Source organism: Halomonas sp. BC04 (assembly GCF_000568385.1).
In genome coordinates this window covers 1-20,512 of record NZ_AZQX01000009.1, presented here as the reverse complement: position 1 = coordinate 20,512, position 20,512 = coordinate 1, and the positions used below count along the sequence as shown (strand labels likewise).

Genomic DNA, 20,512 nt, shown 5'->3' with positions numbered 1-20,512 from the left:
ATGTTCATTGGCCTGTTCGAGACCCTGAAGCGTGCCGGCGTGCCGGTGTCGCTACGCGAGCTGCTCGACCTTCACGCCGTGGTCGAACACGGCGTGGTTTTCGCCGACATGGAGGCGTTCTATCAGGTGGCGCGCACCGTGATGGTCAAGGACGAGCGGCATTTTGACCGCTTCGATCGCGCCTTCGCCGCCTGGTTCGAGGGGCTCGAGAACCTCGACGCCGCCATCGAGGCGCTGATTCCCGACGACTGGCTGCGCCGGGAATTCGAGAAGCAGCTCTCCGAGGAGGAGAAGGCGCAGATCGAATCGCTGGGCGGCCTCGAGAAGCTGATCGAGACCTTCAAGAAGCGCCTGGAAGAGCAGAAGGAGCGCCACGCCGGAGGCAACAAGTGGATCGGCACCGGCGGCACCAGCCCCTTCGGCGCCTACGGCTACAACCCCGAGGGTATCCGCATCGGCCAGGATGGCTCGCGCCACCGCCGTGCAATCAAGGTGTGGGACGAGCGCCGCTTCCGCGACTACGACGACAGCCTCGAACTCGGCCCCCGCAATATCAAGATGGCGCTGCGGCGGCTGCGCAAGTTTGCCCGCCAGGGCGCGGCGGAGGAGTTCGACGTGGACGCCACCATCCGCGACACCGCCCGGGACGCCGGCCTGCTCAACGTGCGCATGCGCCCGGAACGCCACAATGCGGTGAAGGTGCTGCTGTTCCTCGACGTGGGCGGTTCCATGGACGACCACATCCGCGTCTGCGAGGAGCTGTTCTCCGCCGCGCGCTCGGAGTTCAAGCACCTGGAGCACTACTACTTCCACAACTGCTTGTACGAGGGTGTCTGGCGCAAAAACCATCGCCGCACCAGTGAGCGCATTCCCACCATGGACGTGCTGCATACCTACGGCAGCGACTATCAGGTGGTGATCGTCGGCGACGCGGCCATGTCGCCCTACGAGATCACCCACCCGGGCGGCAGCGTCGAGCACTTCAATGAGGAAGCCGGTGGCGTGTGGCTCAAGCGGCTGGCCGACAAGTTCCCCCGGCTGGCCTGGCTCAACCCCATGCCACCCCGGGCCTGGGAGTACACCCACTCCACCCAGCTGATCCGTCAGTTGATCGACGACCGCATGTACCCGATGACGCTGGAGGGGCTGGAAGAGGCCATGCGTGAACTGGCTCGCTGAGCACGATAGCCTTGCAGGGCGATAACACACAGATATAGCCCCTAAGGGGTATTTCATTGCTAAATAGCCCTTTTCGGCTATGATGAAGTTGACCCTCTCAGGAGCGCCTGCCATGACCCAGCGAATCGCCGTGCTGACCGGCGATGTGATCGACTCGCGCAAGATCACGGATCGCCAGCGGCTCTATGCGCTGCTGGACGATATCCTGGCCGAACTGGCCACCCGCCACGGCGGTCGCGGCGAACGCTTCCGCGGCGACGGCTTTCAGCTGGCCCTGCCCAAGGCCGCAGCCGCCATGGAGGTGGCTATCGCCCTGCGTGCGGCACTGATTGAGCACTCCGAGGACGACCAACGCTGGGACGCCCGCATTGCGGTGGCGGTAGGGCCGACAGGCTGGCCCGACGACGGCCGGCTCGCCACCGCAGACAGCGAGCCGTTCGTGCGCTCCGGCCACGACTTGGACGGGTTGAGCGAGGGCAGTGCGCACCTGTCGCTGGCACTGCTCGACGAGACGGACGATGGTAGCCTGGCCCTGCTGACCCGCTATCTGGACGACATGGTGGCGAGCTGGTCGCGCTACTCGGCCGAGGTGGTAAGGCTCAGCATGGCGAGCGAGACCTCCCAGCAGGCCATGGCTGACCATCTGGGGATAAAGCAGCCCAGCGTGCACAAGCGGCTGCGTGCCGCCCGCTGGCCGCTGCTGGCCGATACCCTGGCCTACCTGAGCGAGCGGTTGGCGGAAAAGGATACGCAGCCATGACCTCCAACGACCTCTCCCTGCTGATGGGGCTGGTACTGGCTCACCTGGCTGGCGACTTCCTGCTGCAACCGCGCCTCTGGGTCGACGAGCGGGTGCGTCGCCTGCACCGCTCGCGCCACCTGCTCTATCACGTGCTGGTGCATGCTGGCCTGACCGCCTGGTGCTATTGGTCGCGTCCTGGCTGCTGCCGGGCTCCCCCGGTCCGCTGGGAGTGCTCATTGGTACCGCAGCGGTGGCCGCCAGCCACTGGCTGATCGACCTGGGCAAGGCGAAGTTGCCCGCGGGCCGGCTGCGCTGGTTCCTGCTCGACCAGCTGCTGCACCTGCTGGTGCTGTGCGTGCTGTGGCTGGCCTGGCTCGGCAGCCTGGCCCCACTCGAAGCCCTCGGCGCCTGGCTGCTCACGCCCACGGTGCTGGGCGTGGCGACCGCCTACCTGTTGGTGACGCGCCCCTTCTCGTTCGCCATCGCCATGGTGATGAAACGCTGGAGCAGCCAGCTGGAGGATACCGGCACCCTGGCCCAGGCCGGTACCCGCATCGGCATGCTGGAACGACTGCTGGTGCTCTCCCTGGTGCTGCTCGACCAGCTGACAGCGGTGGGTTTCCTGCTCGCTGCCAAGTCGGTATTGCGCTACGGCGACCTGCGCGACACGAAGGATCGCAAGCTGACCGAGTATGTGCTGCTGGGCACCCTGGTGAGCGTGGCGTCGACCCTGGTGCTGGGCCTGACGCTTAGACTGCTGCTGGAACGTTGAAACCGGTGACGCCCACGCATAACACACGGTCAGAATCGGCCCGATGCCGAGACGATCCTCTGGGCACTGCTGGCACGCTACCGGCCCGATGAACTCTCGGCGCTGGAATCTCCATAGCAACACGCCACCCAAGGGGTGGCGTGTTGCTATGAAGCGTTGTTGGCACAAGGCCGACCGTTACATCGTCGAAAGGCGCTCACTGTCGTTGATGCCGGACATGCGAACCAGGGCCAGGGCCTCATCGAGTGACTCGACTTCCTTGACAACGAACAGTTCGCTGTCGAGGCTGACCGGCTTGCCGGTCTTCTCGGAAAGCAGCCGTTCAAGTGCAGCGACATCCATGTTCTCGTCGAGGGGCATCACATCCACATCGGCGGTCTGGGTGCCGGGGAGATAGATGGTGCCATTGGAGAAGTCCACCGCGTAGGCGATCACCCCCGGCAGGATAAAGAACAGCAGGCCAACGCCATTGGCGATGGCCACCACGGGGTCGATGCGACCGTCCATCTGTCCCTTTCGCTCGGGATGAAACAGGGTCCCGCAACCTGACAGCGCCGTGACGGTGATGCCGACCACCAGACCGTTCATGGCACGGCGAAGCCGAGAATGACGAAGCCTGGGCTGCATGGCGGGGCTCATGAGAGGCTCATGACAGGGTCTCCGGATAGGGATGTCAGCGGCACCGTGGCATTGCCGCACCGGGTACCGAGAGGCAAAATCGGAGCGAGTTTACCATAGCCCGACTTCATACAATCGTTTACCTTTCTCACGGAGGCAGCCATGGCCGAGATCGCCATCAGCACCTGCCAGGGGAGCGCCATCGCGCCCCGCCTCGATGACCTGGCTCGGCTGAGGATGCGCGTCTTCCGCGACTTTCCCTATCTCTACGACGGCGACTTCGCCTATGAGGCCGACTATCTGCACCGCTATGCGGAGTGCCCGGAGAGCCTGTTCGTGCTGGCCTTCGATGGCGACGCCTGGTGGGTGCATCCACCGGCATGCCGCTGGCCGCCGACATGGCAGAATTTCGCGCCCCCTTCGAGCGAGCCGGCTTCGATATCGATAGCGTCTTCTACTATGGCGAGTCGGTACTACTGCCGAGCTACCGCGGCCGCGGCATCGGCAAGGCCTTCATGCAGGCGCGGGAACGGCATGCCGGCGAGCGCGGCTTCTCGACCGTGGCCTTCTGTGCCGTGGAACGCCCCGACGACCACCCGCTGAAACCGGAAGGCTACGTGCCGCTGCACGGTTTCTGGCGCTCTCGCGGCTACGAACGCCATCCGGCCCTCGCCACCACCTTCCACTGGAAGGATATCGGCGAGCCTGAGGAGACCGACAAGCCGATGGTGTTCTGGCTAAAGTCGCTGGGATAACACCCAGGGCAATCGCGGTTGGCTTCGTCACTCGGGGCTGCTCCGTCGACAGGGCCCGGGGCGCCGGACCGTCGATGAGGCGCTGTAAACCCATCCCTGGGCGCTACATTTGCCATCCCTGGCAAATGACCTCCTCTTCGCCCTGCCCCCGGCGCCCCTCGTCATCAAGGGCGGGTGTCCTGATCTCCGTCATGCCCTTTTGCCGCCATTCCCCGTTGCCCGTACAATGCCCCAAACGCCGCCGTCGCGGCACGCCGACTTATGCCAAGCCCAGCTGGAAGGAAACGCCGGACCCATGCGCGCCACTCAACTGTTGATCGCCACCCTGAAGGAAACCCCCGCCGACGCCGAAGTGATCAGCCACCAGCTGATGCTGCGTGCCGGCATGATCCGCCGCCTGACTTCCGGCCTCTACACCTGGCTGCCAGTGGGCCTGCGCACGTTGCGCAAGGTGGAGCGTATCGTGCGTGAAGAGATGGACCGCGCCGGCGCCCAGGAGGTGCTGATGCCGGCGGTGCAGCCCGCCGAGCTGTGGCAGGAGTCCGGCCGCTGGGAGCAGTACGGCCCCGAGCTGCTGCGGCTGAAGGATCGCCACGAGCGCGACTACTGCGTCGGTCCCACCCACGAAGAGGTGATCACCGACCTGATGCGCCGTGAGCTGGCAAGCTACAAGCAGCTGCCGGCCAACTTCTACCAGATCCAGACCAAGTTCCGCGACGAGATCCGCCCGCGTTTCGGCGTGATGCGCTCCCGCGAGTTCATCATGAAGGATGCCTACTCCTTCCATATCGACCAGGCCTCCCTGAAGGAGACCTACCAGGCGATGTACGATGCCTATGTGCGCATCTTCACCCGCCTGGGCCTGGACTTCCGCCCGGTTTTGGCCGACACCGGCGCCATCGGCGGTACCGACTCCCACGAGTTCCACGTGCTGGCCGACTCCGGTGAGGACGCCATCGTCTTCTCCAACGAGTCCGACTACGCCGCCAACATGGAGAAGGCGGAAGCCCTGCCGGCGCCGCTGGGCGTCACTCCGGAGCGCCCCGCGCCCAGCGAGGATCTGCGCCTGGTCGAGACGCCGAATGCCAGGACCATTGCAGCCCTGGTGGAGCAGCATGGCCTGCCGATCGAGAAGACCATCAAGACGCTGATGGTGCGTGCCGCCGAGGGCGGCCTGATCGCCCTGCTGGTGCGTGGCGACCATGAGCTCAACGAGATCAAGGCGGAGAACCTTCCCGAAGTGGCCGAGCCGCTGACCATGGCCACGGAGGAGGAAATCCGTGCCGTGGTGGGTGCCGGCCCGGGGTCGCTGGGCCCGGTGAATCTCGACATGCCGATCATCGTCGACCGCAGCGTGGCGCTGATGAGCGACTTCGGTGCCGGCGCCAACGTCGACGGCAAGCACTATTTCGGCATCAACTGGGAGCGCGACGCCCCCCTGCCCCAGGTGGCCGACCTGCGCAACGTGGTCGAGGGCGACCCCTCGCCGGATGGCAAGGGCACGCTCTCCATCAAGCGCGGCATCGAGGTGGGCCACGTCTTCCAGCTGGGAAAGAAGTACTCCGAGGCCATGAACGCCACGGTGCTGGACGACAGCGGAAAGGCTACCCACCCCTGGATGGGTTGTTACGGCATCGGCGTGACCCGTGTAGTAGCCGCCGCCATCGAACAGAATCATGACGCAGGCGGCATTATCTGGCCCGATGCCATCGCACCCTTCCACATTGCCCTGGTGCCGATGAACGCCCACAAGTCGCAGCGGGTCCGCGAGGAGTCCGAGCGTCTCTATGCCGAACTCACCGCCGCCGGCTTCGACGTGCTGCTTGACGATCGCGACCTGCGCCCGGGCGTGAAATTCGCCGATCAGGAGCTGATCGGCATACCCCACCGCCTGGTGGTGGGCGACCGGGGCCTGGACAAGGGCGAGCTGGAGTACAAGGGGCGTCGCGACAGCGAAGCGACCATGGTGCCGGCTGAGCAGATCCTCGCGTTCCTGCGCCAGCGGTTTGAAGGCTAGGCCAATGCCGCCGCTTGCCGCCTGGCTACTGGCAGGGTTGATCGTCCTGCCGAGCGGCGTCGCCTGGGCGAACCAGACGCCGGACGCCGATGAGGCAGGTTTTCTCGGTGCGCTGTCTACGAACACCCAGCCGGCGAGCAACTCGCCGACGAACAACCGGACGACGGCGCCCCGTGTCCAGGTACTGCCGGACATTCCCTCGACGCTGCGTGCCACCCTCGACGCGGTCACCACGGCGGAGCTGCCGGCGGAATCGGTGTGGGCGGCACGCCAGTGGATGAACACGATGGAGCCGCGCCTGGCCCGCTACGTCTCGGATGCCGAACTGCGCCGGGAGATGCTGGGACGCATCTATCACGAGGCCCAACTGGCCGGCCTGTCGCCGGAGATCATCCTCGCGGTGATCCAGGTGGAGAGCGCCTTTCGTGCCGATGCGGTCTCCTCGGCCGGCGCCGTGGGGCTGATGCAGATCATGCCCTTCTGGATTCGCGAGCTGGGCCGTCCGGCGGATGAACTCAAGGACCCCTGGCTCAACCTGCGCTACGGCAGCACCATCCTCGCTCACTACCTGGCCGTGGAGCGCGGCGACCTCACCCGGCACTTGCCCGCTACAATGGCAGCCTGGGCCAGACCTGGTATCCGGAACGGGTGATGGCCGCCTGGCGCAGCCACTGGTGGATTGCGCGCTGAAACTTAGCAACCCTGTTCAAGATTCCAGGCGTACCTGCCGATATGGAATAGGCAACATGTCCCGACGATTCTCAGCCATTGGAGCCCTCCATGATCCACCCGCGCGGCACACTCGCCAGGGCCGCCTGGCTGTTTCTTTGCCTGGGACTAGTGGCCCCTGCCGCACAGGCCACCCGCATCGTCATCATCGATGCGGACAGCGGTGAGCCGCTTGAGAATGCCGTGGTCGAGATCCAGACCGGCACAGCGGAGCCGACGCAGTCTGCCGAGGTCATGCAGCGTGATGCGGCCTTCCACCCCCACGTTTCGGTCATTCCTACCGGTAGTGCAGTAAGCTTTCCCAACCGCGACACCACCCGGCATCACGTCTACTCATTCTCCCCGGCAAAGACCTTCGACCTTGAGCTCTATCTGCAAGAGACACCGCCACCGGTGCACTTCGACCGTACCGGTGTCGTGGTGCTGGGCTGCAACATTCATGATCAGATGCAGGCCTTCATCGTGGTCAGCGATGCCCTGCATGTCGCCGTCACCGCAGACGATGGCCTGGCCGAGTTGGGTGGTTTGCCCACAGGCAACCACAATGTGCGCGTCTGGCATCCTCAACTATCGGATACGCACCAGCAATGGTGGGAAGGCAGCGTGGAGAACGATCAATCACTGACGGTGTCGCTGTCGCTTGAGGGAACGCCGCCACCGCCAGAGACGCTTTCCCCCCTGCAACAACGCTTCCGCGATGCCGCCCAACAGCACGCCGAGCAGAACTGAGATGGCGATATGACATTCCGCTTACGCCTATTGGTCGTGATGCTGCTGGTCGTGGTGGTGTCGCAGCTGGTCACCGGCGGCGCCCTGCTGCGCGCCATCTCCCAGGATGCGCTGGAAAAAGGCGACCGCGACCTGGGTGTCGGGCTCCGGGTGCTGGATCAGGTGCTCGATGAGCGCGGCAGACTGTTGCAAAACAACGTCGAGATCCTCGCCAATGACTTCGGCTTCAAGAGTGCTGTCGCCACCCGGGATACCGGCACACTGCAGTCGGTACTCGCCAATCACGGCGACCGCGCCGGTGCCGACATGGTATTGCTCAGCGACCTCGACGGCACACTGCTGGCGAGCAGCCATCACCCCCAGGGAGCGGCCATGCCCTTCCCCACGCTTTGGGAACAGGCAAGGGCAGCCGGAGCAGCCGTCGAAGTGGTTATCGATGAGGGCAAGCCCTACGAGTTCGTGCTGCTGCCGGTCCGCGCCCCCAACCTGATCGGCTGGGTCGGCATGGGTTTCATGATTGACCAGGCGCTGGCCAGCGAGATCCACTCACTGACCCGACTGGACATCAGCTTCATCACCCATCGTGATAGCGGAGAACCCGGGCATCGAGTGTCGTCGCGCGAAAACCTCGATGCCGCAGCCTCCCACCGACTCACCGCCGAGCTGGCCTCCGGACGCTTCCTCCAGACGAGTGCCTTCACCAAGGACGATCGCTACCTGACTCGTGCAAAGCTTCTGCAAAGTGATGCCGGCAACCAGACCTATGCGGTCGTCCAGGCATCCCGTGAAAGCCTGCTCGGCGCCTACCGCGACCTGCAGTGGCAACTGGGCGGCGTACTTGCCGTGATTCTACTGTTCACCGCGGCTCTGGCGGCCTGGAGCGCAAGAAGCATGGGACGCCCCTTGAGCGTGCTGGCCGATGCCGCCAGGAATATCGGCCGGGGGCAGAACCTGAAAAGCGTCGATGTGACCCCGCATGGCGAGATAGGACTTCTGGCGGATACGCTGCTCTCCATGCAGGAGGACATTCGCCAGCGCGAACAGACCCTGCTGCATCAGTCTCGCCACGACCGGCTTACCGGCCTGCCCAATCGCAGCTCGGCCCAGGAGGATACTGAGGCCCTGATCCGCCAGCAGACCCGGTTCAGCCTGCTGCGCATGGAGATACTCGATTTCCGGCGCATCAATGATACCTTCGGCTACGCGCTCGGCGATCGGGTGCTGATCACTCTGGCCCAGCGCCTTAGAGACCTTCCGCCCCCCGTGCGCAACGCCTACCGCCTCGGTACGGACGAATTCCTGCTGGTGGTCGAGGTCTCGGCATGCGATGACCACTGGGTCGAATCACTTCTGACAGGGCTTTCGCAACCCATCGACCTCAATGGATCACCGATCCATCCGGACCTGCTCGTTGGCGAAGCGAATCACCCTGACCATGGCAACGACGTAAACCTGCTGCTGCGCCGGGCCGATATCGCCCTGCATACGGCGAGTGCTCGACACCAACGCCACCAACGCTATCTCGAGGGCCAGGACGAGGAGCACCTGCGCCAGCTCACACTGATTCGCGACCTGCAGCACGCCGTGACCTGCGATCAGCTTCACATGGTCTACCAGCCCAAGATCGATGCCAGTAACGGTGAGGTGGTGGAGTTCGAGGCCTTGATGCGCTGGCAGCATCCCTCACTCGGTTTTATTCCGCCCGATGAGTTCATCACCCTGGCCGAGCGCTCCGGAAACATTCGGCCGCTGAGCCGCTGGATGTTCCAGTCCGTGTGCAGCCAGCTTGCCGCCTGGCAGCGCCAGGGACAGCGTCTCTCCGTGGCGATCAACCTCTCCGCCGCGGACCTCGTCGACACCGACCTGGCCGACCTGCTGCTCGACCATCTCCGCCACCATGGCCTGCAAGCTGACCAGCTAGGCCTCGAGATCACCGAGAGCGCCGTCATGGAGGACGCGACCCTGGCCAGCCATTCACTCAACCGGCTGCGGCAGGCGGGCCTGACGATATCCGTTGATGACTTCGGCACTGGCTACTCTTCGCTGGCACAGCTCAAGCGGCTGCCGGTTGGCGAACTCAAGATCGACAAATCCTTCATCCTCCAGCTCGACAGTGAAGACGATGACGCCACGATCGTGCGCTCCACCATCGAAATGGGCCACAGCCTGGGGCTGCGCATCGTGGCCGAAGGGGTCGAGAATGCCGCCAGCGCGGCGCTGCTGAAGGAGTACGGCTGTGACTTCCTCCAGGGGTATTGGATCGCTCGCCCCCTGCCCGCCGACAGCGTGATCGAATGGCTAGGTGGCAATAATCCGTTCCCCCTCTCCTCGATGGGGCATGCCAAATGACGACTTGCCGCTCCGTCCTGCCGGCATGGATGCTAGCCAGTGCACTCCTCGCCCTGTGCCTGATCACCGGCCCCGCCCTCGCCGGCAGTCGCCTGCTCGCCACCGGCGGCGTCAGCCAGGTCGAGGGGGCCGCCGGTGGCGGCCTATCGCCATGGGGTGTCCTGGCGGGCAACGCCAGCGAGGGCGAACTGGCCGCAACCGCCTTCGCCAGCGTCGCCCCGCTGAGGGACTATCGACTGACGGTGGGCGGTGTTGCCCTCAACCTGCATGACCGCCTGGAACTCAGTCTTGCTCGCCAGCGCCTTGACCTGGACACGCTGGGCGGTCGCCTCGAGCAGCAGGTCGCGGGCGCCAAGCTGCGGCTGATCGGTGACCTGATCTACCACCCTTGGGGGATATGGAGCCTGGGGGTGCAACACAAGCAACTGGAGGACGGCACCCTGCCATTGGCAGTGGGCGCCACCGACACGCGGGGTAGCGACATCTACCTGAGCGGCAGCAAGCTGTTGCTTGCTGCCGTGGCCGAGCGAAACCTGCTGCTCAACCTCACCCTGCGCTCGACGTCTGCCAACCAGGGTGGCCTGCTGGGGTTTGGGGGCGATAGGGAGGGGGGACGCTCACTGGTAGCAGAAGGCGCGGCCGGGATCTTCCTGACCCGGCGCTGGGTCGTCGGGGCGGAATATCGGCAGATGCCCGACAACCTCTCCTTTGCCCGTGAAGACGATTGGCGCAGCCTCTACTCGGCCTACTTCTTCAGCCCCCACCTGTCGCTGACGGCTGCCGCACTGGACCTTGGCTCGATCGCCGGGCTCGAGCGTCAGCGCGGCGGCTATCTATCGATACAGCTCGCATTCTGAGTCCTATTGGTGCTGAGTCATTTTGGTGATGAGTGTTACTGGAGAAAAGCGCATGAAAGCCCTGTGGACGACAGCCCTTGCAATGGTGCTATTGCTGGGCGGCTGCGCTCAACGCCCGGCCGAACCCACGCTTTACCAGCAGCTCGGTGGCAAGCCGGGGGTGGCCACGGTGGTCGAAAGCCTCATGTATCGCATCGCCGACGACCCACAGCTCATTGGTTTCTTCACCCACACCAATATCGACCACTTCGTCGCTTCACTGGAGCAGCAGCTATGCGACCTGGCTGATGGCCCCTGCCGTTACCAGGGCCCGCCCATGGATCGCGCCCATCAGCACATGGGCATCGACAACGCCGACTTCAACCGCCTGGTGGGCCATATGGAGCAGGCCATGATCGACGAGGGGATTCCTCTGGGGGCGCGCAACAGGCTGCTGCGGCGCCTGGCGCCGTTACATGGTGAGATCATGCGCTATCAAACCCGACCGCCGACCTCCTGACGTAGCGGCAATCAACCGGCAAGGTACTGAATGACAGGACGAGCGAAGACTCGCCCCCAGGCTGATGGCGTGAGCCTCAATTACCTTGGAGTTTCATGTCGCAGCTGTCGGAGACTTCTTGTGCTTGTGCCAGTTGCCACCCATCGCGCCCGCAGGCCTTGACCCTGTAGAGGGCCTGGTCCGCGGCGGCATAGCCGGCATCGAAACCGGCCTGGCCAGCGATGAAGCGTGCCGCCCCGACGCTGAAGGTGACGATGGCTGAGCCGGGATGGTCAGGATGGTGCAAGGCCACCTCGCGCAGGCCCCCTACCAGCCGTTCACAGTGGCCTGCCAGTGCACCATCGTCAGCACAGTCGATCAGGGCAGCGAATTCATCGCCTCCCATTCGGTAGAGTCGTGCCTGCCCACCCAGCGTCTCGTCGATCAACCGTGCCAAGTGCCGCAACAGCTTGTCCCCGTCGGGGTGCCCGAGACAGTCGTTGTACTGCTTGAAGAAGTCGATATCGATCAGAATCAGCCCCAAGGGCTGACCCTCGCAGGCCAGTACCTCCTGATGGAGTGCACTGCGATTGCCGACGCCCGTCAGCGGGTCGCTGAGGGCACGCGCCATCCATGCCAGGCTTTCCCGGGTGGCACGCTCGGCACTGCGCCGATGTCGCTCGTGCATCCACCAGAAGACCAGGCCCATGAGGAAGATCACCAGGCTGCCGATCAATACCTGACCCTGGTGCCGCCGGGTATCTTCGACGAAGGATGCCGTGACACTGCTGCGCCGATCCAGCTGATGCATCTCGATGTCGGTGAGACAGCGGATCGGGTCCAACAGGCCTTGCCGCAGGTCCTGGGGCAAGACACCCGCTTCCGAGCGCAACAGCTGCTTCATCTCATCAAGTGCGGCCAAACTCGGCCGCGTACAGCGGTATTCGTTCCGATACAGGCCGATATCGAAGAGACTGTAAGCCAGCTCCAGCTGGAAATGTGCCTGATGCCGGCGCTCCTCGTCTACGGGATCCACCAGCAGGATATCCAGGCTCTGCTGCAGGTATTCTCTCGAACGGGTGGCCAGTTGCTGCCCGGTCAGGTTGCCGGCCTGACTGAAGTAGGCGTGTATCTCGGGATAGACCCAGCGGGTCTGGTAGGTGATCAGCAGCATCAAGAGCGTAAAGCTCATCAGGCTGAGCCAAAGCCACCCCAGGTGCCGTCTCCAGCGTGGGGCTGGTTTCACGGCACCGACTCGATGCGCTTGATCATCCAGACCCAGTCATTGAAGTTGCGCAGGTTCGCAGGGGCGCGGTCACCGTAGTCGCGCTCGACAAGGCGTACCGGGCCCCGATCACGCAGCGACAGGGGCTCGCCATCCTGGTGCGTGACCAGGATCCAGTTGTCATCGTCCCAGCCACCAAGGGCGACGTCATAGTCATCCCAGGCGTAAAAGTGCAGGGTCTCCGGCACGCCACCGAGATGGGCTGCCAGCAGATCGCGAAACACCAGGCCGCGTATCGCGACCTCTTCCGCCAGGTAGGGGTCGAAGAAGGTGAACTCGACATCGGCCTGCTCGCGCAGCGCATCCACGGAGAGAAAGATCTCCTCCCCGTTGTGCTGCAACACGATCCGGTCGGGACTGGCCGCCGCCACGGGAGTGGACAACAGCAGGCCTGCTGCCAACCATGCCGCCAGACAGATGAAAGGTCGCGAAGATCTCATGGGCTCCCTCCGTCGTTCAGGTTGTCACGCTGGTTTCTTGTTCTTGCGGATTGCTGTTACGGACTGCTGTTAAAGTTTGTTGTTGCGGGATTTAGGCAGAGTCTACCATGAAACAAAAAAATGCCGGCCCTGACGGGCCGGCTACTGGGGGATAAAATCCCCCCTCCCCTGACGACTTGCTGTGCAGCTTGGCTCAGTGCTTCTTCTTGCGACGATGGTCGCGAATCACGAAACCGACCCAACCTGCCATGAATGCGATCATCATTGCGACGGTGACCAAGCCGAAAATAACTGCGTCATCCCAGTACATGGTGTTCTCTCCCCGTCTCCAATGCGATGACTGAACTGTAGCGCGTCAACACCGGGGGAAAACTGACCTGTATCAATTTTGTATCTGCCTGCCCTCCGGCATGGCTCCGAATTTGATGCAGGTCAGTTTTTGCCACGCTTTCATTCTCAGGGGACCTTGCGGTCCTCAACCTGGGAGGCATCGATATCCGGCGGCAGGGGATGACCCTTGGCCAATTCGGCACGATTCGCCCCGCGCACCGAAAGGACCTCGAGCCGGTAGTGCAGGGTGCGGCCGGCCAGCGGATGATTGGTGTCGATTCGCACCGTGTCGCTGGCGACATCCAGGATGGTGACGATCTGCGGGCCGTCGTCCCCGGGGGTCTGGAAGCGCATTCCGGGGGCCAGGTCATCCATGGGAAAGGCGGCGCGGCCCACTTCCTGTACCAGCGCCTCGTTGCGCAGCCCGTAAGCCTCGGCAGGCATCAGGGTCACCGTCAGTTGAGCGCCCTCCTGCTTCCCTTCCAGAGCACGCTCCAATCCGGCCATGATGTTGTCATGACCATGCAGGTACTCCAGTGGAACCCCACGGGCCCGCGAGTCATCGAGTACGGTGCCCTGTTCGTCGCTCAGCACATAGTGCAGCGTCACGACCCGTTGCGGGGCGATTGTCATGGCTTTCTCCTTCGGTAATCCAGGGTGTTCCCGACTCAGTCCTGCGGGCGCAGCTGGGCCACGGGCAGTACCAGTCGCTGCTGACGGTTCAGCAGGTTGAGCAGGACGATGGCGCGCTCCTCACCCTTGTGGCTGGAAAACACCGCCTGCAGGTCCTTGAAGGGACCTTCGGTGATCTCGACGATTTCGCCGGCACGAAAATAGACATTGGCGGTGGCGTGCTGGTCCTCGACCCCCTTCTCGCGCAGCGTATCGACCAGGGCATCCTCAACCGGCAGCGGCTTGTCGCCGAAGGTGACGATCTTCAGTACACCACGGGTGGAACGAATGGGACGCCAGTTGCTGGCCACGCGGTCCAGGCGAATGAAGAGGTAGTGGGGAAACAGCGGTTCATTCAACCAGACCAGCTTTCCCGCCCGCTTCTTCTGCACCTCCAGCACCGGGTGAAAAAGGTCGTAGCCCTGGTTTCCCAGATGCTCGGCGGCACGGAAGGACTCTCCTCCCTTGCACTGGATGACGTACCATCGCGGCAGGTCATCCTCGGCGTCGACCGGTGGGCATGTGGAATCGCTCATGAAGGGGCTCCTGATCGAGATATCCTGCTGGTATCGCTGTCGGGGCTCTGCAACAATCGGACAGCCATTGCCTGCCGCTCGCCCCGCCGAGCGGTGGTCATTCTAGCATCGTTGAGCGTTATCGGGCGGCCCACCCGCCCGGGGCTACCGAGCCAAAAGGAGCGGCATACCGAATGTCCACCCCCATCGCCCGTCGCAGCTGGCGTTCCGCCATGGCCATCTACCTGCGCGCGCCCGTGATCACCATGCTGTTCCTGGGCTTCTCCGCCGGACTTCCTTTCCTGCTGGTGTTCTCCACCCTGTCCGCCTGGCTGCGCAGCGACGGGGTGGAGGTCGCTGCCATCGGCTTCTTCTCCTGGATCGGGATCCTCTATTCCATCAAGTTCTTCTGGGCGCCATCGTGGACCGCCTTGCCCTGCCCATGCTGACCCGCCGGTTCGGCCAGCGACGTGGTGGATGCTTCTGGCCCAGGCCATGATCGCCGCCGGCCTCATCGGGCTCGCCAGCCTCGACCCCAACCAGAACCTGATGCTGGTGGCTGCCTTTGCCCTGCTGGTGGCCTTCGGCTCGGCCACCCAGGATATCGCCATCGATGCCTTTCGCATCGAGTCCGCCCCGGACGATATCCAGGCGGCCATGGCGTCGACCTATATCATCGGCTACCGCGGCGGCCTGCTGGCAGCCGGTGCCGGCGCCCTCTACGTGGCGTCGTGGATCTCCTGGGAGGCCGCCTACCTGACCATGGCCGCCCTGGTGGGTATCGGCGTGATCACGGTCCTGGTGCGTCCCGAACCGGAGCGCCTTTCCCTGACGACACAGCTGATCCATGAGCCCAAGGTGCGAGCCTTCATTCGCGCCAGCCGCGGCAAGCCGCGCCACCTGCGTCGCCTGGGTGCCTGGTTGATCGGTGCGGTGGTCTGCCCCTTCACCGACTTCCTCTCCCGCCATCGGCTCAAGGCGCTCTGGCTGCTGGTGTTCGTCGCGGTGTTCCGCATCAGCGATCTCGCCATGGCATCCATGGCCAATCCGCTCTATATCGACCTGGGCTTTTCGCTGGCCACCATTGCCAATGTGACCAATGTCTTCGGTATCGCCATGAGCATCAGCGGCGGAATCCTGGGCGGGCTGCTGGTGGCGCGATACGGTATCGGCCCGATATTGATACTGGGCGCGGCAGCGGCCACCCTGACCAACCTGCTGTTCGCCGCCCTGGCACTGGCCGGCCAGAGCCTGCCGATGCTGGTCATGGCCATCGTCGGCGACAACCTGGCCAATGGCCTGGCCAGCGCGGTCTTCATCGCCTTCCTGTCGAGCCTGACATCGAGGGCCTACACGGCGACCCAGTACGCGCTCTTCTCGTCGCTGATGACGCTGCCGGGCAAGTTCTTGAGCGGTTTTGGCGGCCTTGTGGTGGCGGCGGAGGGGTACGCCACCTTCTTCGTCATTGCCACGGCCCTGGGGCTGCCCGCCATCGCACTGGCGATCTGGATCAGCCGCGACCCGGAGCTGGTGCCACGTCCCACGGCCCCGGCCATCTGACATCCAGCGAATAGACAGCACATCTTGGCCCGCGAGTTGCCACGATAGTCTCGAGGATAGAGGGATAGAGGGATAGGATAGAAAGAGTAGAAAGAGATAAAAGCAGCGGCCTGCCGGAACAGGCCGCATCAATCAACGGGAAAGGTGGGCCTGTAGCCAGGCCAAGGCACCGGGGGTAGCCCGCCACTGGTCGCGCATCAGGGTACGGTACTGCCAGGCTTCGGCGCGGGTTCCCGGCTCGGCGACGCTGTCCTGCCCGGTGCGCACGGGTCGGGGATTCTCGGCACACAGCATGGCCAGGGCATGTGGGTTATGACTGGCAACCTCCTGTAGCACCGCCTCGGCTTCCTCTTCCTGCGAGAGGCGATAGAGGGCCAGCGCCCGCCCCATCAGCATGCCCAGCACCGGCGCCTCTTCAAGCCGTGTTTCGGTTAACGCCAGCGCTTCCTGGTCACGTCCTTCGCGCAGGAGCTGGTCGAGGACCAGTTCCTGCAGCCCCAGGCTGTCCTGGTCGTCCAGCGTCAGCAGACGCTCGGCCAGCCGGCGCGAGCGTTCCCGGGCGCCGCGTTCCATGCCCACCACCAGCGCCAGGCCGGTACGCAGCAGCACCGCGTTGTCGGCGCTGTCCCACAGGAAGGGGCCATCACCCTCGCCACGGATGCGTTCGAGCCAGCGTTCCAGCCGGTCGGCTAGCGGCTCGAACAGGCTCGGTGACATCCATGGCAGGCTGCCGAAGCGGCTGGTCAGCGCCAACGCCAGCGCCTGAACCACGCGAGGTGAATCGAGCCATTCGGGGTGGGCACAGAGCTGGCGCAGCCAGGTGCCGGCTTCGACCCAGGGCTCACCTTCGAAGCCCAGAGCACTCTCCTCATCGACCGCCACCTCGAAATGTACCTGCCAGGCGGCAAAGAGCGTGTCCTCACGGGCACTGCTGTGATATTCCAGCTCGCCTTCGGCGCTGTGGCGAATATCAAGACCCGGCGCCGGCGGCAGCTCGGCCAGCAGGGCCTGCAGCGCTGCCAGGGGCTCCGCCAGGTCCTCCTCGGCGTTAAGCAACTGGTCGGCCAGGGTGGCTCCCGGGTTCTCGGCCAGGTCGGCCAGGAACTGCATCTGGTCGGGCTCCAGCTCGCCCTGTCGCTCCAGTCGACGGAACCAGAAGCGCGCTCGTTCCGCGGCTTCCTGCTCATGGCCTTCGTGGAGCAGCAGCATGGCTTCGATATAGGCCAGGGTGGGTGAGTCAGGTAGCGCCTGCTGGGCGCGCACGAAGGCCTCCCTGGCGCTGTCCAGGTCGTCGCTGTCCAGGTGCATCAGGCAGAGACGCTCCAGGGCCACGCCGCGAAGAAACAACGGGCCCCGGTCCAGCACTTCGTCGAGCAGGTCGGCTCGCTTGCGGTTGAAGCCACGCTCCTGATAGAGATCGACCAGCAGCTCGAAGGCGGGCTCTGCCTGTATCGGCAGCCGCGACCAGTCGCCGCGATGAAACAGCGACTCCAGAATCTGCTGGGCACGCCCCCGCTGACCGGTCTCCGCGGCGATCAGGCCGGCCTCGAGCAGGGCTTGGGCCGGGGCGCGCCCGCTCGCGAGGGCAGCCTTGAGCGTCGGCCCCTTCCAGTCACGCAGCGACAGCATCCACATCAGATGATCCGGCACGTCGGCAGGCATCGACACCGCACCGCAGCAGTGCTTGGTCTTGCGCCCGGAGTCGCACCAGCAGGGCTCATTGCGCCCCGGGCGCGCCAGGGGCTCGCAGGCAAAGTCGGCACGTTCCAGCGGGGTCTGACACCACAGCTCTGGGGCCAATGCCTGGGCCATGGCCAGATCGCCGCCCATCAGTACCGCGCCCTCTTCCCGTGCCCAGGCCATGAACGCCGGATACTGCTCGTCTTCACGGATCGCCGCCAGCGCCCCCGAGGCAAAGCCCAGAAGCTGTTCCACCCATACTGCCAGCATCGCCGTCTCCGCCAATCCCGAAAGCCGCATATTCTAACAGGGAAGCGCCGTCTCATGTGGCTTGCAAATGCATGTTCGAGCACCTGGGCCCTGGTCACCCCCCTCAGGAAAATGCTGCACAAATCGACGAGCGAGATGAAGCGGCTAGATTCGTTCCCGACGAATCAACGCACTTCCCACATCCCTGTGGGTCGCAAGGCGCACGGAGCACAGAACCGAGCGAAGCGACAAACATCCGCAGGATGGCTCCGGAGGAGCGAGAAACCGAAGGTTTCGAGTCAACCGGAGCATATGGGGTATATGTGAGGATCCGACGGTCCGACGCTTCGGCACCGCGCAACGCAGCGATTCGCTCGCACAGTCATTTGTGCAGTGTTTCCTCAGCCCCGCGCCCACTCCAGCAATGGCCGAGTACGGGCATGCATGTCCAGCCGTGCCCCGAGACGCACGAGATTCCAGTAGTGGCCGTTGAGGGTGCGCGAAAGCAGCAGGATGTCGGCCGGGGGCTGAAGCCTGTCCATGGCCGCCCACACCTTGGGGCTGAGCTCCCGCAGCCGGCGATGCATCCGCACGTCGGAAAAGTCCTGTTCGCCCGGTTCAAACAGCGGCGCCACTGCCTCTGCTGCCTCACGATACAGCGCTAGCGGGGCCCCTTGGCCCTGGCGTCCACCGAGCTGTCGCAGGGCATCGTCCATGGCCATGGGATCGTCGACCAGGGCGGCATCGAGCAGCGCCATCATCGCCTTCAGGTGGGCATCAGCGACCGGTATCACTGCCCCCAGGTCATAGATCACCAGCCGCCCCTGGTCGTCGGCGGCGAAGTTGCCGGCATGGGGGTCGGCATGCAGCTCGCGGTGGGTAAACAGCTCCTCGGTGAGCCAGTCGGCCAGGGTGGTGGCGATACGCTGGCGCGTAGCGTCATCCCCCACCTCCAGTTCACGCAGGGGCGTACCGCTCACATGGCGCATGGCCAGTACCCGGGGCCCGGACAGCTCGGGAAGCGGTTCGGGAATCACCAGGCCATCGAGATGCGCATAGCGCTCCCGGTAGCGCGCCAGGGCGCGAGCCTCGGCCTGGTAGTCCAGCTCGCTGCGCAGGCTGGCGGCGAGCTCTTCGAACAGCGCATCGAGTCGTGCCTGGGGTACCTTGAGCCAGCGCCCGAGCCGCATCATGCGCCGTACCTGCGCCAGGTCACCCTCGAGGATTTCGGGCAACCCCGGATACTGCACCTTGAGCACCAGGGTCTCGCCGTCATGGGTCACCGCCCGGTGCACCTGCCCCATGGAGGCGCTGGCGAAGGGGCGCGGCTCGATCTCGCGAAAGAGCGTATCCGGATCACCGTACTGCTCGACCAGGACGCGCCGGATGCCCTCCCAGGGCATGGGCTCGGCCTGCCGCTGGAGCCGGGCCAGTTCATCGACGAGATCCGGCGGCAGAAGATCGTCCCACTGCGCCATGATCTGAGCCAGCTTCATCGCCGGCCCCTTCAGTTCGGAGAGCCCCTCGAACAGCGCTTCACCCAGCGCACGCCAGTCGGCCTGGCCGCCGAGACGCGTGCGAATCACGGCGCCACCCGTGCGGGCGCCAAGGCCCAGCAGACGTCGTGTTCTCCCGCGTTCGCGCATATCGTCACTCTCCCTCCGCTTGCCTCGAAAAGGTTGCCTCGAAACGTTGATCTCGAAGCGCTAGATCAATGATACAGGAATTGTACAACGAGAAATCATGACAGCCTCTGGCGGACATTACCCGTTACTGTAAGAATGTCCATACCTTGGACTTCCGTGGCACTCACATGCGACTGATCATTGCCGAAAAACCCAGCCTCGCCCGGGCCATCGCCGATGCCCTGCCGGAGAGCGCAAGACGCGAAGAGGGCGCCCTGCACGCCGGCGACACCGTGGTCACCTGGTGTCTCGGGCACCTGCTGGAGCAGGCGCCGCCCGATGCCTATGACCCCGCCTACAAGCAGTGGCGGCTGGACCACCTGCCGATCCTGCCCAGACAGTGGAAGCTGGCCCCACGGCCCAAGGCCCGGGGCCAACTGGCGGTGATTCGCCGGCTTCTCAAGAGCGCGCGGGAGGTGGTGCATGCGGGAGACCCCGACCGGGAGGGGCAGTTGCTGGTTCAGGAAGTGATCGAGCACCTGGCTGGAAGGGGCCGGTGTCACGCCTGCTGGTCAGCGATCTCAACCGCCCGGCCGTCGCGCGCTCCCTGGCCCGCATGGAGGACAACAGCCGCTATCACGCGCTGTATCGGGCCGCCGAATCCCGGGCCCGGGCCGACTGGCTCTATGGTATCAATCTCACCCGGGCCTGGACCCTGACCGGAAGACAGGCCGGACACGACGGGGTGCTCTCCGTGGGTCGCGTGCAGACGCCGGTGCTGGGGCTGGTGGTCCGCCGCGACGCCGAAATCCGCGACTTTGTCCCCTACCCCTTCCATGTGCTGTGGGCCGACCTGGCCGTTTCGGGCGGCCAGCTGCGCGCCTGGTGGCAGCCCGGCGAGACGCACCGCCTGGACGAGCAGGGGCGACTG

19 protein-coding genes and 2 pseudogenes are annotated in these 20,512 nt (G+C 64.6%); 13 read left to right on the top strand and 8 right to left on the bottom strand.

The genetic code is table 11. The features are described 5' to 3' along the window. The 4 genes from Q427_RS01015 to Q427_RS01005 all read left to right on the top strand — a co-directional run bounded on the left by Q427_RS01015 (position 1) and on the right by Q427_RS01005 (position 2,693). On the top strand, positions 1–1,179 hold the full coding sequence (locus Q427_RS01015) for a vWA domain-containing protein (protein WP_043510303.1): 1,179 nt from the start codon (positions 1–3) through the stop codon (positions 1,177–1,179). Positions 1,180–1,291: 112 nt separating this feature from the next. Further along, on the top strand, positions 1,292–1,939 hold the full coding sequence (locus Q427_RS01010; protein ID WP_043510302.1) for a hypothetical protein: 648 nt from the start codon (positions 1,292–1,294) through the stop codon (positions 1,937–1,939). Next, the gene (locus Q427_RS35040) at positions 1,936–2,193 is read left to right on the top strand and encodes a DUF3307 domain-containing protein (protein ID WP_269321183.1); all 258 of its coding nucleotides are present in this window, start codon (positions 1,936–1,938) and stop codon (positions 2,191–2,193) included. The genes Q427_RS01010 and Q427_RS35040 overlap by 4 nt, the downstream gene beginning before the upstream one ends. Next, entirely contained in the window at positions 2,151–2,693 is a 543-nt protein-coding gene (locus Q427_RS01005; protein WP_269321182.1) for a DUF3307 domain-containing protein, read from the top strand. Before Q427_RS35040 ends, Q427_RS01005 begins: the two co-directional genes overlap by 43 nt. 177 nt (positions 2,694–2,870) lie before the next feature. Here Q427_RS01005 and Q427_RS01000 read toward each other — a convergent pair whose 3' ends face one another. Further along, positions 2,871–3,332 (bottom strand): hypothetical protein, encoded by a 462-nt coding sequence (locus Q427_RS01000; RefSeq protein ID WP_231613296.1) that lies wholly within the window; start codon positions 3,330–3,332, stop codon positions 2,871–2,873. A gap of 341 nt (positions 3,333–3,673) precedes the next feature. Between Q427_RS01000 and Q427_RS00995 the strand changes: the two genes are divergently transcribed. The 7 genes from Q427_RS00995 (at position 3,674) to Q427_RS00965 (ending at position 11,246) form a co-directional block, all read left to right on the top strand. Further along, positions 3,674–4,066 (top strand): GNAT family N-acetyltransferase, encoded by a 393-nt coding sequence (locus tag Q427_RS00995; protein WP_331280503.1) that lies wholly within the window; start codon positions 3,674–3,676, stop codon positions 4,064–4,066. A gap of 295 nt (positions 4,067–4,361) precedes the next feature. Next, positions 4,362–6,083: a proline--tRNA ligase gene (locus Q427_RS00990; RefSeq protein WP_043510301.1), complete on the top strand. Its 1,722-nt coding sequence runs from the start codon at positions 4,362–4,364 to the stop codon at positions 6,081–6,083. A gap of 4 nt (positions 6,084–6,087) precedes the next feature. Further along, positions 6,088–6,735, top strand: coding sequence for a transglycosylase SLT domain-containing protein (locus Q427_RS36635; protein ID WP_155833411.1), 648 nt, complete (start codon positions 6,088–6,090; stop codon positions 6,733–6,735). 128 nt (positions 6,736–6,863) lie between these two features. After that, complete coding sequence (locus Q427_RS00980) at positions 6,864–7,541, top strand: methylamine utilization protein (RefSeq protein WP_043510300.1); 678 nt, start codon at positions 6,864–6,866, stop codon at positions 7,539–7,541. A 9-nt stretch (positions 7,542–7,550) separates the two neighbouring features. Next, positions 7,551–9,890 carry a putative bifunctional diguanylate cyclase/phosphodiesterase gene (locus Q427_RS00975; RefSeq protein WP_043510298.1) on the top strand — a complete coding sequence of 780 codons (2,340 nt, stop codon included), beginning with the start codon at positions 7,551–7,553 and terminating at the stop codon, positions 9,888–9,890. Continuing rightward, a complete protein-coding gene (locus tag Q427_RS00970) occupies positions 9,887–10,747 on the top strand; it encodes a DUF3034 family protein (RefSeq protein ID WP_043510297.1) in 861 nt (286 codons plus the stop codon). The genes Q427_RS00975 and Q427_RS00970 overlap by 4 nt, the downstream gene beginning before the upstream one ends. Before the next feature lie 52 nt (positions 10,748–10,799). Then, positions 10,800–11,246 carry a group 1 truncated hemoglobin gene (locus Q427_RS00965; RefSeq protein ID WP_043510296.1) on the top strand — a complete coding sequence of 149 codons (447 nt, stop codon included), beginning with the start codon at positions 10,800–10,802 and terminating at the stop codon, positions 11,244–11,246. 76 nt (positions 11,247–11,322) lie between these two features. Here Q427_RS00965 and Q427_RS00960 read toward each other — a convergent pair whose 3' ends face one another. The 5 genes from Q427_RS00960 to rfaH all read right to left on the bottom strand — a co-directional run bounded on the left by Q427_RS00960 (position 11,323) and on the right by rfaH (position 14,488). Then, positions 11,323–12,417 (bottom strand): GGDEF domain-containing protein, encoded by a 1,095-nt coding sequence (locus tag Q427_RS00960; protein WP_051496021.1) that lies wholly within the window; start codon positions 12,415–12,417, stop codon positions 11,323–11,325. A 50-nt stretch (positions 12,418–12,467) separates the two neighbouring features. After that, positions 12,468–12,950 carry a hypothetical protein gene (locus Q427_RS33015; protein ID WP_081785762.1) on the bottom strand — a complete coding sequence of 161 codons (483 nt, stop codon included), beginning with the start codon at positions 12,948–12,950 and terminating at the stop codon, positions 12,468–12,470. Positions 12,951–13,143: 193 nt separating this feature from the next. Beyond that, the gene (gene ccoM / locus Q427_RS35885; RefSeq protein ID WP_305038517.1) at positions 13,144–13,260 is read right to left on the bottom strand and encodes a cytochrome c oxidase subunit CcoM; all 117 of its coding nucleotides are present in this window, start codon (positions 13,258–13,260) and stop codon (positions 13,144–13,146) included. A 146-nt stretch (positions 13,261–13,406) separates the two neighbouring features. Then, on the bottom strand, positions 13,407–13,913 hold the full coding sequence (locus tag Q427_RS00950) for an FKBP-type peptidyl-prolyl cis-trans isomerase (RefSeq protein WP_043510294.1): 507 nt from the start codon (positions 13,911–13,913) through the stop codon (positions 13,407–13,409). 35 nt (positions 13,914–13,948) lie between these two features. Next, positions 13,949–14,488 carry a transcription/translation regulatory transformer protein RfaH gene (rfaH, locus tag Q427_RS00945; protein WP_043510293.1) on the bottom strand — a complete coding sequence of 180 codons (540 nt, stop codon included), beginning with the start codon at positions 14,486–14,488 and terminating at the stop codon, positions 13,949–13,951. Positions 14,489–14,661: 173 nt separating this feature from the next. On the opposite strand from rfaH, the pseudogene Q427_RS00940 reads away from it, so the two are divergent. After that, a pseudogene (locus Q427_RS00940) lies at positions 14,662–16,027 on the top strand (AmpG family muropeptide MFS transporter). A gap of 132 nt (positions 16,028–16,159) precedes the next feature. Here the strand turns inward: Q427_RS00940 and Q427_RS00935 are convergent. Together Q427_RS00935 and Q427_RS00930 are read right to left on the bottom strand one after the other, a co-directional pair. After that, positions 16,160–17,977 (bottom strand): SEC-C domain-containing protein, encoded by a 1,818-nt coding sequence (locus tag Q427_RS00935; protein ID WP_043510292.1) that lies wholly within the window; start codon positions 17,975–17,977, stop codon positions 16,160–16,162. Between the two features lie 380 nt (positions 17,978–18,357). Next, the gene (locus Q427_RS00930; RefSeq protein ID WP_043510291.1) at positions 18,358–19,602 is read right to left on the bottom strand and encodes an ABC1 kinase family protein; all 1,245 of its coding nucleotides are present in this window, start codon (positions 19,600–19,602) and stop codon (positions 18,358–18,360) included. A 167-nt stretch (positions 19,603–19,769) separates the two neighbouring features. Here Q427_RS00930 and Q427_RS00925 point away from each other — a divergent pair. Further along, positions 19,770–20,512: pseudogene (locus Q427_RS00925) on the top strand (DNA topoisomerase); the annotation flags it as partial.